Source organism: Streptomyces coacervatus, assembly GCF_029223485.1.
GTDB classification, from domain to species: Bacteria; Actinomycetota; Actinomycetes; order Streptomycetales; family Streptomycetaceae; genus Streptomyces; species Streptomyces coacervatus.
In genome coordinates this window covers 175929-190846 of sequence record NZ_JARHTP010000002.1, presented here as the reverse complement: position 1 = coordinate 190846, position 14918 = coordinate 175929, and the positions used below count along the sequence as shown (strand labels likewise).

Annotated in this window: 16 protein-coding genes; 9 read left to right on the top strand and 7 right to left on the bottom strand. The window is 71.4% G+C overall.

Annotation, left to right across the window (positions count from 1 at the left end; translation table 11 throughout):
- Positions 1-80: 80 nt before the first annotated feature.
- Both P2Q00_RS04605 and P2Q00_RS04600 read left to right on the top strand, forming a co-directional pair.
- Positions 81-791: a chitinase gene (locus tag P2Q00_RS04605; RefSeq protein ID WP_425579493.1), complete on the top strand. Its 711-nt coding sequence runs from the start codon at positions 81-83 to the stop codon at positions 789-791.
- Positions 792-883: 92 nt separating this feature from the next.
- Positions 884-1789, top strand: a complete 906-nt coding sequence (locus tag P2Q00_RS04600) for an aldo/keto reductase (protein ID WP_275769818.1) — start codon at positions 884-886, stop codon at positions 1787-1789.
- 46 nt (positions 1790-1835) lie between these two features.
- Here the strand turns inward: P2Q00_RS04600 and P2Q00_RS04595 are convergent, their stop codons facing one another.
- Both P2Q00_RS04595 and P2Q00_RS04590 read right to left on the bottom strand, forming a co-directional pair.
- Complete coding sequence (locus P2Q00_RS04595) at positions 1836-2294, bottom strand: pyridoxamine 5'-phosphate oxidase family protein (RefSeq protein WP_275769816.1); 459 nt, start codon at positions 2292-2294, stop codon at positions 1836-1838.
- 48 nt (positions 2295-2342) lie between these two features.
- Complete coding sequence (locus tag P2Q00_RS04590) at positions 2343-3458, bottom strand: bile acid:sodium symporter family protein (protein ID WP_275769815.1); 1116 nt, start codon at positions 3456-3458, stop codon at positions 2343-2345.
- Between the two features lie 289 nt (positions 3459-3747).
- Here P2Q00_RS04590 and P2Q00_RS04585 point away from each other — a divergent pair, with 289 nt between their 5' ends.
- Positions 3748-4140, top strand: coding sequence for a VOC family protein (locus P2Q00_RS04585; protein ID WP_275769813.1), 393 nt, complete (start codon positions 3748-3750; stop codon positions 4138-4140).
- A gap of 62 nt (positions 4141-4202) precedes the next feature.
- On the top strand, positions 4203-5273 hold the full coding sequence (locus P2Q00_RS04580) for an adenosine deaminase (RefSeq protein WP_275769811.1): 1071 nt from the start codon (positions 4203-4205) through the stop codon (positions 5271-5273).
- Here P2Q00_RS04580 and P2Q00_RS04575 read toward each other — a convergent pair.
- Positions 5255-5770, bottom strand: coding sequence for a mycothiol transferase (locus P2Q00_RS04575; protein ID WP_275769808.1), 516 nt, complete (start codon positions 5768-5770; stop codon positions 5255-5257). The two genes, P2Q00_RS04580 and P2Q00_RS04575, sit on opposite strands and share 19 nt — an antisense overlap.
- A 17-nt stretch (positions 5771-5787) precedes the next feature.
- A complete protein-coding gene (locus P2Q00_RS04570) occupies positions 5788-6681 on the bottom strand; it encodes a LysR family transcriptional regulator (RefSeq protein WP_275769806.1) in 894 nt (297 codons plus the stop codon).
- A gap of 135 nt (positions 6682-6816) precedes the next feature.
- On the opposite strand from P2Q00_RS04570, the gene mgrA reads away from it, so the two are divergent.
- Positions 6817-7809, top strand: coding sequence for an L-glyceraldehyde 3-phosphate reductase (gene mgrA / locus P2Q00_RS04565; protein ID WP_275769805.1), 993 nt, complete (start codon positions 6817-6819; stop codon positions 7807-7809).
- 134 nt (positions 7810-7943) lie between these two features.
- Here the strand turns inward: mgrA and P2Q00_RS04560 are convergent, their stop codons facing one another.
- Both P2Q00_RS04560 and P2Q00_RS04555 read right to left on the bottom strand, forming a co-directional pair.
- Complete coding sequence (locus tag P2Q00_RS04560; RefSeq protein ID WP_275769802.1) at positions 7944-8231, bottom strand: DUF1905 domain-containing protein; 288 nt, start codon at positions 8229-8231, stop codon at positions 7944-7946.
- 71 nt (positions 8232-8302) lie between these two features.
- Positions 8303-8686 (bottom strand): nuclear transport factor 2 family protein, encoded by a 384-nt coding sequence (locus P2Q00_RS04555; protein ID WP_275769800.1) that lies wholly within the window; start codon positions 8684-8686, stop codon positions 8303-8305.
- A 324-nt stretch (positions 8687-9010) separates the two neighbouring features.
- Here P2Q00_RS04555 and P2Q00_RS04550 point away from each other — a divergent pair, with 324 nt between their 5' ends.
- Genes P2Q00_RS04550 through P2Q00_RS04535 form a run of 4 tightly spaced genes read left to right on the top strand, consistent with a single transcriptional unit; the run spans position 9011 to position 13353 of the window.
- Entirely contained in the window at positions 9011-9421 is a 411-nt protein-coding gene (locus P2Q00_RS04550) for a hypothetical protein (protein ID WP_275769797.1), read from the top strand.
- Between the two features lie 59 nt (positions 9422-9480).
- Positions 9481-11823 carry an FHA domain-containing protein gene (locus P2Q00_RS04545; protein ID WP_275769795.1) on the top strand — a complete coding sequence of 781 codons (2343 nt, stop codon included), beginning with the start codon at positions 9481-9483 and terminating at the stop codon, positions 11821-11823.
- Positions 11823-12368 (top strand): hypothetical protein, encoded by a 546-nt coding sequence (locus tag P2Q00_RS04540; RefSeq protein WP_275769793.1) that lies wholly within the window; start codon positions 11823-11825, stop codon positions 12366-12368. Before P2Q00_RS04545 ends, P2Q00_RS04540 begins: the two co-directional genes overlap by 1 nt.
- A complete protein-coding gene (locus P2Q00_RS04535; protein WP_275769791.1) occupies positions 12358-13353 on the top strand; it encodes a serine/threonine-protein kinase in 996 nt (331 codons plus the stop codon). Before P2Q00_RS04540 ends, P2Q00_RS04535 begins: the two co-directional genes overlap by 11 nt.
- A 239-nt stretch (positions 13354-13592) precedes the next feature.
- On the opposite strand, the gene P2Q00_RS04530 is transcribed toward P2Q00_RS04535, so the two are convergent.
- Positions 13593-14858, bottom strand: coding sequence for a streptophobe family protein (locus P2Q00_RS04530; RefSeq protein WP_275769789.1), 1266 nt, complete (start codon positions 14856-14858; stop codon positions 13593-13595).
- Positions 14859-14918 lie beyond the last annotated feature (60 nt).

Sequence of the window (14918 nt, the reverse complement as noted above, 5' to 3'; positions counted from 1 at the left end):
AGACCGGCGCGTGCGCTCAAGGCCGGGCGCCAGCCTGCCCTTGTCCGGGAGCGGCCGTGCTCCGCAAAGGAGTTGATCCCTTGTCGAGGCGCCGCATCACCGCACTCCTGTCCTCGCTCGCCCTCGGAGGCGCCGTCCTGGCGCTCCAGCCGGCCCCCACCGCCTCTGCCGCCGGATTCGTCGTGAGCGAGTCGCAGTTCAACCAGATGTTCCCGAACCGGAATTCGTTCTACACCTACAGCGGCCTGACCGCCGCGCTCAGCGCCTATCCCGGCTTCGCCACCACCGGCAGCGACACCGTCCAGAAGCAGGAAGCCGCCGCCTTCCTGGCCAACGTCAGCCACGAGACCGGCGGCCTGGTCTACGTCGTCGAACAGAACACCGCCAACTACCCCACCTACTGCGACGCGAGCCAGCCCTACGGCTGCCCGGCCGGCCAGGCCGCCTACTACGGCCGCGGCCCCCTCCAGCTGTCCTGGAACTTCAACTACAAGGCGGCCGGCGACGCGCTCGGCATCGACCTGCTCAACAACCCCTGGCAGGTGGAGAACGACGCGTCCGTGGCCTGGAAGACCGGCCTGTGGTACTGGAACACCCAGAGCGGCCCCGGCACCATGACCCCGCACAACGCCATCGTCAACAACGCCGGCTTCGGCCAGACCATCCGCTCCATCAACGGCTCGCTGGAATGCGACGGCAAGAACCCCGCGCAGGTCCAGAGCCGCGTGGACGCATACCAGCGCATCACCGCCATCCTCGGCGTCAGCCCCGGCGACAACCTCTACTGCTGACCGGGGTCCTCAACTGGCCCTGGTCCTCACCTCGTACACGTATCCGTAAAGTCCCCGAGGCGGGGCGCTCGGCGTGTGCGAGACTCCGCCGAATGACCTCCGACACGATCACCGCGGACGCCGCGGGAACCTGGAAACTCGGCGACCTGACCGTCAACCGCATCGGCTTCGGAGCGATGCGGTTGACGGGCAGCGCCGCCTTCCACCACGGGACACCGAGTGACCGCGGGCGGTCGATCGCCGTGCTGCACAAGGCGATCGAGCTAGGCGTGAACCACATCGACACGGCCGCCTTCTACTTCTCCCGGCTGCGGTCCGCCAACGAAATCATCAACAGTGCGCTGGCCCCGTACCCGGACGAACTCGTCATCACCACGAAGGTCGGCCCCTACCGCGACTACGACGGCGAGTGGGGCATCCCGGCCCGCCCCGACCAGCTGCGCGGCCACGTCGAGGAGAACCTGCGGCAACTCGGCCGCGACCACCTGGATGTCGTCAACCTGCGCCGCATGGAGCAGGACTCGATCGCTGAGCACTTCGGGGCGCTGGCCGAGCTGCGGGAGGCGGGCCTGATCCGGCACCTCGGACTTTCCGACGTCGAGTCCCGGCACCTGGCCGAGGCGCAGGCCATCGCGCCCGTCGTGTGCGTGCAGAACCGGTACGGCTTGGGGCAGCATGCCCCGGTCACGGACGAAGTCCTGCGCATCTGCGGCGAACAGGGCGTCGCTTTCGTGCCGTTCTTCGCCGTCGCGGGCCAGGGCGGTGCGAGAGGCGCGAGCACCGCCCACGACGAGGAAGTGCTCGCCGTCGCCCGCGCCCACGACGCGAGCCCCGCGCAGGTCCGCATCGCCTGGACGCTGCACCAGGGCCCGCACGTCCTCGCCATCCCCGGGACCGGCAACCCCGACCACCTCGCCGAGAACGTCGCATCCGGTGCGCTCCGCCTCACGGCCGACGAGCTGGAGCGACTCAACGCGCTGCACGGCAAGGCGAATTGAGGCCGAGGGGCCCGGCCCGGGCCCCCAGCTGCCGCGCCGGGCCATGTCAGACCGCCCACACGCCGTCCCGCATCACCTGCCGCCCGGGCAGCTCGTGCTCCCCGCGCCACGCCTGCACACCGCGGGGCCGCACCCGGAAGAACGCGTACGACGCGCTGTCCTGGCGGGGATCCCACCTCGTCTTCGCCAGGAACGCGCCGACGGCCGCGGGCGGCACGTCCTGCCCGGTGAACGCCTCCACGTCTCCGTCGACGAGTACCACGTCCTGCGTATCGCCGAACGCCAGCCGGGCGCGCCCGCCGTCGCGCAGATTGCGGCCCGTGGGATTGGTCACCCGGGTGGACATCCAGATCGACTCCCCGTGCCAGACGAACCACAGCGCCACCAGACACGGCAGCCCGCTCCCGTCGGCGGTGGCGACCCAGATGTCCAACTCCCTTGCAAATCGGGCCAGTACGTCATGCTTGCGCTGCTCGGGACTGCGGGGCGGCTCGGTGATCTTCATGTCCGGGACGCTACCGGTCCGCTCGGGATCGCACCTCGGGCCGCGGTCCTAGACCTCCCGGCCTCCTCCCTCCCGGCCTCCTCCTTCCCAGCCCGCTCCCTTCCGGGCGCCGAACCCACGCACCACCCGCCCCGCCGCCACCTTCTGCAGCAGCCCGTACGCCAGTACAGGCAGCAGGATCTGAGGCCGGTCGGGCAGCGTCGTCGTGATGAGTACCGCGCTCGCGCTGCTGTTGTTCATCCCGCAGGCCAGCGTCACGGACGCCCCGGCTCTCGCGTCCAGCCGCAAGGCATGGGCGGCGAGGCGCCCCAGAGTGAAGGAGAGCCCGCAGACGGTCGCCGCGACGGCCAGCGCGGCGGCCAGCAGAACCGGGCGCGGGTGGCGGATGAAGGGGCCGAGGACGCCGCTGGCATTGACATACGTCAGCAGGAGCGAGGCCGGGAGAGCCACGGCGACGGCGGTCTCGGCGAGCCGCCCCGACATACGGCGTGGCAGCAGAAGACGGCACAGCATGCCCGCGCCGCAGGGCAGTACCACCGACGTGAGGGCGAAGGCATGCCCGGCCGTCTGGGCGGCGTCCGCCAGCCGCCCCGCATAGTCGCCGCGCAGCAGCGGACACAGCGCCGCCAGGGTGAGCGGCACGGTGATCGGGCTGACCAGAGTGGAGGCGAGGACCAGTCCGACAGCCGTCGGCTGGTCGCCGTCCCCCTTTGCGGTCCATACCGTCGCCCCCGCCGCCACCGGCATCGCAACGATCAGGATCATCGCTGCGACCATGCCGCTGCCGCCGTCCCGGTCGGGGGACTGACGCAGCGCGAAGGCCACCCCCGGGACGATCAGCAGCGGTGCCACGACGTGCAGCACCAGTCCGGCGACCAGGGCGGCCGGGCGGCGCAGCAGCAGCCGCAGCTCTCGCAGCGGCACCTGGAGCCCGGCGCTGAACAGGACGAGCGCCAGCAGTAACTGCGGTGTCCTCAGGGACAGTTCAGCAAGGCCGGGGATGCCGACGAGGTGCGGACGGCGCAGCCAGAGGCCCGGAACCGGCAGCAGGGCGGCGGCCGCGTAGGCCAGTGCGATCACGACTCCGAGGCGGCGCCGGAGCAGGTCGTACGGGCGGAACCGCCTTGCGGGCTGCGGCTGTTGGCGGTCGGTGGTGCACTTCATGGGCTGGGGACACATCGCGGGACTCTTCCGTCGTGGGACATGGGCGTAGACGGAAGGCCGGTATCGCGAAGGGGCTCGGGTGGGTGTCGGGTGCTGTGGTCATCGTCGGGCCCCTTTCGGCGTGTATGTGCGGGCGCGGACGCAGGCGACGGCGTGCGGAGTGCACGTCCGACTACACGGATGTAGACGGTCTACTGAACTGTAGACGACGCCGCCGACAGAGCGGACTGGCGTTGGCTTAGTTTTACGTATAACCTCACCCGTCAATCGCCCTCTCCGAAAGGCCACGATGAGACGCATTGCCCTGGTCACCCTCGTCGTCGACGACTATGACGAGGCGATCCGCTTCTACACCGAGACCCTCGGATTCGAGCTCGTCGAGGACACCCCCCGCCCGGACGGCTCCCGCTGGGTCGTCGTCCGGCCGGGCGCCGAGTCGCAGGGCACCGCTCTGCTGCTCGCCCGCGCCAAGGGTGAGGCGCAGCGCGGCCGGGTCGGGGACCAGACCGGTGGACGCGTCGGCTTCTTCCTGCACACCGACGACTTCGCCCGCGACCACGCCAGTATGCTCGCCGCGGGCGTGACCTTCCTGGAGGAGCCGCGTCACGAGCCGTACGGCTCGGTCGCCGTCTTCCAGGACCTGTACGGAAACCGCTGGGACCTCCTGCAGCCCGCCGACTGAGCCTCCTCCCGCCACACGCTCCCACCGCCTCTTTGAAACGCCCGCTCAAGGAAAGACCCGCCATGACTGCTACGCGCGTAGACGCCGAAGTGATCCGCCGCCTGCCCAAGGCCGTCCTGCACGACCACCTCGACGGCGGCCTCCGCCCCGCCACCGTCGTGGAACTCGCGGACGCGGTCGGCCACACCCTGCCCACCACCGACCCGGATGAGCTCGCCGCCTGGTACTTCGAGGCCGCCAACTCCGGTGACCTGGTGCGCTACATAGCCACCTTCGAGCACACTCTCGCCGTGATGCAGACCCGCGAGGGCCTGCTGCGCACCGCCGAGGAGTACGTGCTCGACCTGGCCGCCGACGGTGTCGTGTACGGCGAAGTGCGCTACGCCCCCGAGCTGAACACCAACGGCGGCCTGATGCTCGCCGAGGTCGTCGAGACCGTCCAGGAGGGCCTTGCGGCGGGCATGGTCAAGGCGGCGGCCGCGGGCACCCCGGTCCGTGTCGGCACCCTGCTGTGCGGCATGCGGATGTTCGACCGGGTCCGCGAGGCCGCCGACCTGGCGGTCGCCTTCCGGGACGCGGGCGTCGTCGGCTTCGACATCGCCGGCGCCGAGGACGGCTTCCCGCCCGCCGACCACCTGGACGCCTTCGAGCACCTGCGCCGCGAGAGCGTGCCCTTCACCATCCACGCCGGTGAGGCGCACGGCCTGCCCAGCATCCACCAGGCCCTTCAGGTGTGCGGCGCCCAGCGCATCGGGCACGGCGTGCGCCTCACCGAGGACATCGTGGACGGCAAGCTCGGCCGTCTCGCGGGCTGGGTCCGGGACCGCCGTATCGCCCTGGAGATGTGCCCGACCTCCAACCTGCAGACGGGCGCAGCGACTTCCATCGCGGAGCACCCGATCACCGCCCTGAAGGACCTGGGCTTCCGCGTCACCCTCAACACCGACAACCGCCTGGTCTCCGGCACCACCATGACCCGCGAGATGTCGTTGCTGGTGGACCAGGCGGACTGGACGGTCGAGGACCTGCGCACGGTCACGGTGAACGCCCTCAAGAGCGCGTTCATCCCGTTCGACGAGCGGGGGGCCCTGATCGAGGATGTCGTCCTGCCGGGCTACGAAGCCGCGCTCTGAAGCAGCCCACGCACATAGGCGGCCTGTCCGACGTGCTCCAGATCGTCGGACAGGACGCTCACCAGCCGCACGCCCAGGCTCACCGGCGGATCCCAGCGTTCGTCGACGATGCGCTCCAGGTCCCCCGCGGCCAGTTCACGCAGAGCGCCGAGGCTCTGTGCGTGCACGGCGTCGTAGTAGCCGGTCAGCAGGTCGCCGGAGTCGACCCGTACCTTGGCGACCTTGGCGGAGCTGTGTCCGTAACCGGTGTCGCGGCGCGGCAGATCCAGTCCGAAGCGCTTCTCCCAGTCCTGCGTGAGCCACACCTGGTCGAGCCCGAAGGCGTCGGCGATGTGGTCGTCCTGGACGCGGGTGAGGTGCCAGACCAGCCAGGCGATGGAGTTGGCGTCGGCGGTGGGACGGGCGCTGAGGGCGTCCGGGCCGAGGCCGTCGACGGTGGCGTGGACTTCTTCCTGGATGCGGTTGAATCCGTCGATGAGGATGTCCTTGGCATGCATGCATCCACCATCGCGCATTACGGCCCGTCGTGCGTCCCCTGTTCCAGAAGCGCCATCAGCGCCCGGGCCGCCGGACTGGTCGCCTGCTGCGGCGGCAGCAGGGCCACGGTCTCGTAGACCGTCTCGCCGGTGCCCTTCACCGGCAGCGCGGTGAGCGCCTCGCGCTTGTGCCGGAAGTGGCGGGGCACGACGGCGACGCCGAGGTTCTCGTCCACCAGGTCCAGCAGGCTGTGCACGTCGTTCACCTCCAGCGCGACGGTGCGCCGTACGCCCGCCGCCGCGAAGGCCGCGTCGGTGGTGCGGCGCGGCCCCCAGTCCGGGTGGAAGTCGACGAACACCTCGCCGCCGAGGTCCTCCGGCGTGACCGCCGCGCCGCCCGTCGCCAGGCGGTGGGTGGGGTGACACAGCACCGTCATCGGCTCGCCGGTCAGCGACACCGAGCGCAGCTGGTCGGTGTCCGCCTGCGTCCGGTAGGCGAACGCCAGATCCAGGCGCCCGGCGGCGACCTCCTCCGCCAGCGCGCCCGAGCCCGCCTGCCGCAGCCGTATCTCCACATCCGGATGACGCCGCCGGAACGCGGCGAGCAGCCCCGCCACATGCACCCCCGCGATGCACTGCTCCGTGCCCAGCGCGAGCGTGCCGCGCAGCACGCCCTGCACGGCGGCGACCGCCTCGTGCGCGGACCGCACCTGCGCCAGGATCCGCTCCGCCTCGCCCAGCAGCGCCCGCCCGGCCTCCGTGAGGGTGACCCGGCGGGTGGTCCGCACGAACAGCGGGGTCTGCAACTCCCGCTCCAGCGCCCGGATCGAGGCCGACAGGCCCGACTGGGACACCATCAGCCGTTCCGCCGCCCGGGTGAAATGCTGGTCCTCGGCGACCGCGACAAAATGCTGGAGATGGCGCAGTTCCATGATTGAGAAGCCTATCCGCTGAGTTCCATCGGATTCTCCTGTTGGACCACTGCCCGCAGGTCGCGAAAGATGGGATGCCGGTTCCTTGAAGTTCCGGGGACCGGACATTCGTGTGCCAACCCCTCTGGAGTCGCGTTGTACACCGCACACCCCGACCGCTACGCGGACATGCCCTACCGACGCACCGGACGCAGCGGCCTCAAACTCCCCGCGCTCTCGCTCGGCCTGTGGCACAACTTCGGTCCCGACCGCCCGGTCGAGACCCAGCGGGCCATCCTGCGCCGCGCCTTCGACCTCGGCGTCAACCACTTCGACCTGGCCAACAACTACGGCCCGCCGCCCGGCGCCGCCGAGTCCGCGCTCGGGGAGTTCCTGAAGACGGACTTCGCGCCGTACCGCGACGAGCTGGTGATCTCCACCAAGGCCGGCTATCTGATGTGGCCCGGTCCGTACGGCGAATGGGGCTCACGCAAGTACCTGCTGTCCTCGCTCGACCAGAGCCTTACGCGGATGGGCCTGGACTACGTCGACATCTTCTACTCGCACCGCCCCGACCCGGAGACTCCCCTGGAGGAGACGATGGGTGCCCTGCACTCGGCGGTCCAGCAGGGCAAGGCGCTCTACGTCGGCATCTCCAACTACTCGGCGGAGCAGACCCGGGAGGCCGCCCGCATCCTGGGCGAGCTCGGCACCCCGCTGCTGATCCACCAGCCGCGCTACTCGATGCTCGACCGCCGTCCCGAGGACGAGGGTCTGCTGGACGCCCTCGACGAGCTGCAGGTCGGCTCCATCGTCTTCTCCCCGCTGGAGCAAGGCGTGCTGAGCAGCCGCTACCTCGACGGCATCCCGGAGGACTCCAGGGCGGCGAGCGACAGCCCCTTCCTGAACTCGGACCGGCTCACCGAGGAGCTGGTGGGCAAGCTGCGCGCCCTCGACGAGATCGCCAAGTCCCGCGGCCAGTCCCTGGCCCAGCTGGCCCTGGCCTGGGTGCTGCGCGGCGGCCGGGTGACCTCCGCGCTGGTCGGGGCGAGCAGCCCGCAGCAGATCGAGGACAGCGTCGCGGCCACCGGCAACCTGCACTTCGACGCCGAGGAGCTGGCCCGCATCGACGCGATCGTCAAGCCGTAAGGCCCTCGCTGACGTCCCAGAGGCGGGCCGCCGCCTCTGGGGGCCAGGGCGTACGGCAGGACACCCGACGCCGGTGCCCCTGCGCAACCTGGGGTGCCGCTCGCCTGGCAGAGCGCCCTGGCAGCCGGAGGCGCTCAGGGGCTGAGCCGCTCCTCCAGGTGCACCGTCACCGTGTCGCCCTCACCCTTCCCGACGGCCTTGCGGATGTCGGCCTTCACCGGGAGTTTGTGCGTGCCGTCGCCCAAGGCCATGAACGAGCTGCGGAAGGGGTGTCCGTCGATCGTGCCGCGGACCTTGACGAGCCCGCGGGTGCCGAAGAACTCGACGCTCTTCGGCCAGACGAGATAGGTCCAGCCGCCGTCGCTCGGGCTCTTGCGCAGGACGGCGGTGAACTTTTCATCCAGCTTCGTTGTCGTGGTCATGGCCGGTTCCTCCGCTCGCGGTGGTCATGTACTCAAGAGACCACCGCGAGCGCGGAAACTCATCGCGCAGCTCACGCCCCGGCGGGCACCCGGTCCAGGAAACCGAGCACGGAACGGATGCGGCCGTCCGCGTCCAGCGTGATCACGTCGAAGCCGGCCACGGGCGCCGAGCCGTCGGCCTCGCTCACCAGCTCCCAGGAGAAGCGCACCGTGTCGTGGTGGCCGTCCACGGCGCCGCTCAGCCGGAAGGCGAAACCCGGGAACTGCTCGTGGGCCGCCGTGATCAGAGCGGCGATCCCGTCGTGGCCGCCGATGTCGGCCAGCGGGTCGGTGTAAGTGCCGTCCGTCGCCCAGGCGGCGGCGACCGCCTTCGCCAGCGCCTCCGGCTCGCCCGCGTTCCAGGCCTCGAAGTAGCGGGCGACGGCGTTCTCGTGACGGTCGGTGTTCGCGGACATGGGAAATCAGCCTCCATCGAGGTCGTAGCTGCTGGTCAGGACCCAGATTCGCGGTTGCGGCGACCCGGTACGGAAACCATGCCCGGTCCGTGAGAAACCGTCGATTACCCCTCGGGTAATGGCGGCACTCGAAGGGTTTCGGCCAACTGCCCCTGTGAATATGCCAGGAGACTGGCCGGAAAGTCGTGGTGACAGTGTTTCAGTAGTGAACATACTCAACAGACAAGGGACTTCACGGCGAGCGAAGACGCCATCACGCACAGCACATGAGCCGCACCGAAAGCGAGGCCAGCCGACAGGCGAGCGAGCAACGGGGGAGCGAACGTGCACGACGAGTTCTTATGCCACGTCACGGCCTACGGCACCTGCGCGGGCGAGCGCATCGGTGTGCCCCTCGGCAGCTACCGAGCTCCCACGCTCGCCCTCGCCCTGTGGTGGCTGCGTGACCGCGCCAACTGGATCGCCGACCGTCTCGACCCCCAGCCGGAGGCGGAGCACTTCCCGCCGAGCTCGCTCGTCCCCGTCGCCGACACCGTGCCCGACGTCCCGGCCGTACTGCGTTCGTGGTGCGGCAACGTCGCCCAACAGGAGCTGGTCGCCGACGAGTTGGCCGCAGGCCATCTGGTGCGGATCGCCACCAGGGACGAGACCACCGAATACGAGCTGCTGGCCGAGTCCGTCGACGCCCTGCGCATGCAGCGCACCATCCCGGCGCTCGTCCTGCCCGTCGGCTGAGCGTCGGAGGCGCCCGCCACGTCGGGCGCACATGTGGACGAATCGGTAGAATTCTCGTCATGGCAGAGCGGCCCGCAGCGCCGGCTGCGCCCGAACTCGTCCTGGAGACCGAGGCGGGCTCCACGGTGATGAGTCCGGGCCGCGACTACCACGTCGGACGCGACCCGCTCAGCGACATCGTCATCGACGATGCACGGGTCTCGTGGCACCACGCGGTGCTGCGCCCGGAGGCCGGCCGCTGGACCATCGAGGACGAGAACAGCACCAACGGCACCTTCGCCGACGGCCGCCGCATCCACGAGCGGGGCGTGGGCCCCGGCAGCGTCATCCGCTTCGGCAACCCGTCCGACGGCCCGTGCGCCACCCTCGTCAGCCCTCCGGCACCGGTCCCCGAGCGCCCCTCCGCGGTGTCGATGCCCGGCCTGACCGGCACCTTCCGGCGGCCCACCACCGTACGCCCGCTGCCCGCCCGCACCGTCCGCATCGGCCGCGCCGCCGACAACGACCTGGTCATCGACGACCTCGTCGTCTCCCGGCTCCATGCCGAACTGCGCGCCCTGCCCGACGGGACGTACGAGATCGCCGACCTGGGCAGCCACAACGGCACCTTCCTCAACGGCTCGCCCGTCACCGTCGCCCCGATCGGCCCGGGCGACATCGTCGGCATCGGCCACTCCGCGCTCTGCCTCGTCGGCGACCAGCTGCAGGAGTTCGTCGACACCGGCGAGGTCTCCCTGGACGTACAGGAGCTCACCGTCGCCGTCGACCGCGGCCGCAAGACCCTGCTCGACCATGTGTCGTTCCCGGTGGGGGAGAAGTGCCTGCTCGCGGTCGTCGGCCCGAGCGGCGCCGGCAAGTCCACCCTCCTGAACGCCCTCACCGGCCAGCGACCGGCCGACCACGGCACTGTGCTCTACGACGGCCGAGACCTCTACCGCGACTACGCCGAGCTGCGCCAGCGCATCGGCCTGGTCCCCCAGGACGACATCCTGCACTCCCAGCTCACCGTCCGCAGCGCCCTGACCTACGCCGCCGAGCTGCGCTTCCCCGAGGACACCGTGAAGGCCGAGCGCCGCGCCCGGGTCGACGAGGTCATCCGCGAACTGGGCCTTGAGCAGCGCGCCGGCCAGCCGGTGCACAGCCTGTCCGGCGGGCAGCGCAAGCGGGTCAGCGTGGCCCTGGAGCTGCTGACCAAGCCGTCGCTGCTCTTCCTCGACGAACCGACCTCCGGCCTGGACCCCGGCATGGACCGCTCGGTGATGCACATGCTGCGCGGCCTCGCCGACGACGGCCGCACCGTCGTCGTCGTCACCCACAGCGTGCTCAGCCTCGACGTGTGCGACCGGCTCCTCGTGCTCGCGCCCGGCGGCCGGATCGCCTACTACGGCCAGCCCGAGGACGCCCTCGCCTTCTTCGGCTTCGAGCAGTGGCCGGAGGCCTTCGAAGCCTTCGAACACGACCACGACCGCGACTGGGCCGGCGACTACCGCTTCTCGCCCTTCCACCGGCACTACGTCAGCGAAGCCACCGCCCAGCCCCGCGTGCCCCGCTCGGGTCCGGTCGTGATCACCCCGGCGGCCCGGCCCCGCAGCCGGGGCGCCCAGCTCGGCACGCTGGTGCGCCGCTACACCGCCGCGCTCGGCGCCGACCGCACCTTCCTCGCCATCATGATCGCCCTGCCGTTCGTGATGGGAGCCATGGCCCGCGCCCTGGCCGGCAGCCGACTGACGCAGGAGACCGCGATGAACGCGCTGCTCATCCTGTGCGTCGGCGGAGTCCTCACCGGCGCGGCCAACGCCGTGCGCGAGCTCGTGAAGGAACGCACCATCTACCAGCGCGAACGGGCCGTGGGCCTGTCCAGATCGGCGTACCTGATGTCGAAGGTCGTCGTACTGGGCGCGATCACCGTGCTGCAGGCGGTGGTGCTGACCCTGGTGGCCCTCGCGGGCGTCGACCTCAACGCACCTGGCGGCGAGGGCGTGTTGATGCCGCCCCTTGTCGAAATCACCGTCGCTGTCGCCCTGCTGGCGTTCACGGCAATGACGCTCGGCCTGCTGGTGTCCGCGCTGGTGCGCAAGGAGGAGGTGACGATGCCGCTGCTGGTGCTGCTCGCCATCGTCCAAGTCGTCTTCTGCGGCGCCCTGCTGAAGCTGCACGGAGTGCCCGGCCTGGAGCAGCTGTCCTGGCTGGTGCCCTCCCGCTGGGCGCTCGGCGCGATGGCCGGCACCGTCGGCCTGGCGCGGATCGTGCCCGGCGACCTGACCGGCGATCCGCTGTTCAAGCACTCGGCCGGGGTGTGGCTGCTGAACATCGCCATGCTGGTCGTGCTCTCGGCGGTCTTCTGCTTCGCCGTGTCCCGGCTGCTGCGCCGGCACGAACCCGCCGTGATGCGGAAGTCGTGATGGCGACCCCCGGCTTCCGGCCCACCCACGTCGTCCCCCAGCACGGCATGCCCGCCTGGGAGAGTCCTGACCCCGCTCGCCCCACCGTGCCCCTCGACCCGCTGCTGCCGGTCCAGCTCGTCGAACGGCGCGGCGACTGGGGGCACGTGGTGTGCGCCAACGGCTGGTCCGCCTGGGTCGACGGCCGCTTCCTGATCGCCGTACCCCAGGACCCGCCGGCCACCGGCGGTCCCGAGGCCCGCACCGCCGACCCGCGCCCCCTGCTCGCCCGCACCGAACAGACCCTGGCCCGCTACCGCACCGCGGTCGAGGAACTGGCCCGCGGCGGCCTCGACGGGGAGTCGTTCCGCGGCCGGACGCAGGGACTGCGCATCGGGGTCGTCGTCGACGGCGAGTCGATGTGGCTGTACGACACCGAGCAGGCGCGGTGGGTGTACGGCGACGGGACACGGCTGAGCACGTACGCCACTGACGACGAACCCCGCGCCGCACCGGCGGACCCCGGCCACGCCCCCACCCAGGTCGTGACCCCCGATGGCCCGTGACGCGAGCCTCTTCTCGGGCCGGCCCTCCGAACTGATCGGCAGGCAGGTCGCGGGCTACCGCATCGAGCGCGAGATAGGCCGCGGCGGCATGGCAGTCGTCTACCGCGCCCGCGACCTGCGCCTGGACCGGACCGTCGCCCTCAAGCTGCTCGCCCCCGAACTCGCCCGCAACGACACCTTCCGCCTCCGCTTCACCCACGAGTCCCGGGCGGCCGCCGCGATCGACCACCCCCACATCGTGCCGGTCTACGAGGCGGGCGAGACGGACGGCGTCCTCTACATCGCCATGCGCTACGTCGAGGGCAGCGACCTGCGTCATCTCCTCGACCGGCGGGGCCCACTCGCGCCCGCGGCCGCGCTGCGCATCGCCGCGCAGATCGCCTCCGCGCTGGATGCGGCCCATGAGCACGGACTGGTCCACCGGGACGTGAAACCCGGCAACATCCTGGTCGCCCGCGGCACCGACAGCGACCACCCCGAGCACGCCTACCTCACCGACTTCGGCCTGACGAAGAAGTCGCTGTCCCTGACCGGTTTCACCACCGTCGGCCAGTTCGTCGGCACCCTCGACTACGTCGCCCCGGAGCAGATCTCGGGCCGGCCCGTCGACGGACGCTGCGATGTCTACGGGTTCGCCTGCGTCGTGTTCGAGTGCCTGGCGGGCCGCCCGCCGTTCCGGCGCGACGACGACATGGCCCTGCTGTGGGCCCACCAGTACGACCAGCCGCCCGCGCTGACGGAGTCCCGTCCCGACCTCGCCCCCCAGGCCGACGCCGTGTTCGCCCAGGCCATGGCCAAGAGCCCGGACGACCGCCACGACTCCTGCCTCGCGTTCGTCGCCGCCCTGCGCACAGCCCTGACCGGCGCCGCCCCGGGGACCGACCACCCGCCGACGGAGGTGGACCTGCGCGCCGCGCGCCCGGCCCGGGACCGCCCCGAGCCGCCACCGCGCTGGGCGGAGCCGGTCTTCCGGGGCCGGAGCTGAGCGTTCCGCTGGATGTGCGGTGAGCCGTCTGCGGGTGCGTCGTGGCTGGTCGCGCCCCGCGGCGGAGCCGCATATGGGCACGGCCCTGCGCCCCTTGGGGCGTGGACGAACCGCAGCACATTTCCCCAAGGCTGCTCAGTCCTCCCGGCCGAACCTGCCGAGCGGCACACGGCGCGCCACGGCCTTGCGCCGGCAGATGCGCCGGCCCGCGTCGACGCGCACCACGACGTCCTCGTACGTCACGGACTCGCCTCGCCCCGCCGCCGCACCGGCCTCGCCAGCAGCGCGCCGAGGAAGCCGGTCACCAGCCCCCACAGCACGGCGAACCCCAGCGCGGTCCACACCTTCGGCTTCAGGAACAGGTCGCCGGACAGATCCCCGCCCAGGTCTCCGATGCCGAGCAGCGACAGCCCGTAATGCGCGGAGATCCGGCCCACCAGGCAGATCATGAGCACCGTCAGCGCGAGGGCGGCGGCCATGTGCAGGGCGTGCTGCCAGGCCCGCATCCGGGCCGGGGAGCGGGCCGCCATCACGAACGCGGCCGCCAGCAGCAGCACGGCGTCGACGGCCACCAGCCACCACACCCGGCCGTCGTAGTCGGCGAGCGTGCCGAGGTTGAGCGTGGAGACCTCCTTGGTACGCAGCACCTCGTCGAGCACATGCGGCATCGGCAGCCCGAACGGCCCCTGCACCCGCCCCGTCCAGGTGGCCCCCAGACCGAGCGTGAACGCCAGCCAGACCAGGTTCGGCAGACCCAGCAGGACCACCGCCAGAGTCTCCGCCGGGTGGCCGCGGGTCACCGCGACCACCAGGGCGACGACGACGCCCAGGGCCACCAGCGCGAGCAGCAGTACGACCATGGCGTATGCGGCAGGCCGCACCGATTCCTGGAAGCGCAGCAGCCGCCCCGGCAGCGGGGCTCCGCGCGAGACCAGCAGCGCCAGCGCCAGCACACCCGCCAGCCACAGCACACCGAAGAACAGGGTCGGCGGCACGTCCGCCTTGAAGCCGACCTTCGGCGAGACGCCGAACAGGTCACCAATGTCGCCGATGGTCCCGTTGCCGAGGTCGACCGAGAAGGTCTGGCGGGCGCCGAGGGCCAGGCCGAGCAGCCCGAGCAGCCACAGGACGGCAATCCGGGCGGCCCATCCGGCCAACTCCCGGGCGCCGGCGACCGCCCGGTGCCGCAGCGGACGCAGGAAACCCGCGGCGAGCACGAGCGCCCCGGCCAGCGTCACCGACAGCGGGATCACGGTCATTCCGGCCCCGGACTCGGCCAGCGCACCGGCGTTCCCCGACAGCTCGATCGTGCCGCCGACGGCTGTCACGACCGTCGCCGCGACGACCCGGGGGAACGCGCCGTCCGGAAGATCTGCCGCCCCGGCCGCCCACAACCCCAGTGCGGCGACCACGCCCATGACGATCAGCGCTGCCACCACCGCGACCAGGGCCTGCACCCAGCCGTGGCGGGCGACCGCCAGGTCGGAGGGGGTTCGCGAGCTCACCCTCGCCACGCTAAGCAGCGCCCGCGCGCCCCGCCCGCCGGGAGGGCCGTCCGCGTCGGC

Excerpts from the sequence above, each read along its gene's own strand:
- P2Q00_RS04600 (WP_275769818.1), top strand. The coding sequence starts at position 884 with ATGACCTCCGACACGATCACCGCGGACGCCGCGGGAACCTGGAAACTC.
- P2Q00_RS04595 (WP_275769816.1), bottom strand. The coding sequence starts at position 2,294 with ATGAAGATCACCGAGCCGCCCCGCAGTCCCGAGCAGCGCAAGCATGAC.
- P2Q00_RS04590 (WP_275769815.1), bottom strand. The coding sequence starts at position 3,458 with ATGAAGTGCACCACCGACCGCCAACAGCCGCAGCCCGCAAGGCGGTTC.
- P2Q00_RS04585 (WP_275769813.1), top strand. The coding sequence starts at position 3,748 with ATGAGACGCATTGCCCTGGTCACCCTCGTCGTCGACGACTATGACGAG.
- P2Q00_RS04580 (WP_275769811.1), top strand. The coding sequence starts at position 4,203 with ATGACTGCTACGCGCGTAGACGCCGAAGTGATCCGCCGCCTGCCCAAG.
- P2Q00_RS04575 (WP_275769808.1), bottom strand. The coding sequence starts at position 5,770 with ATGCATGCCAAGGACATCCTCATCGACGGATTCAACCGCATCCAGGAA.
- P2Q00_RS04570 (WP_275769806.1), bottom strand. The coding sequence starts at position 6,681 with ATGGAACTGCGCCATCTCCAGCATTTTGTCGCGGTCGCCGAGGACCAG.
- P2Q00_RS04560 (WP_275769802.1), bottom strand. The coding sequence starts at position 8,231 with ATGACCACGACAACGAAGCTGGATGAAAAGTTCACCGCCGTCCTGCGC.
- P2Q00_RS04555 (WP_275769800.1), bottom strand. The coding sequence starts at position 8,686 with ATGTCCGCGAACACCGACCGTCACGAGAACGCCGTCGCCCGCTACTTC.
- P2Q00_RS04545 (WP_275769795.1), top strand. The coding sequence starts at position 9,481 with ATGGCAGAGCGGCCCGCAGCGCCGGCTGCGCCCGAACTCGTCCTGGAG.
- P2Q00_RS04540 (WP_275769793.1), top strand. The coding sequence starts at position 11,823 with ATGGCGACCCCCGGCTTCCGGCCCACCCACGTCGTCCCCCAGCACGGC.
- P2Q00_RS04535 (WP_275769791.1), top strand. The coding sequence starts at position 12,358 with ATGGCCCGTGACGCGAGCCTCTTCTCGGGCCGGCCCTCCGAACTGATC.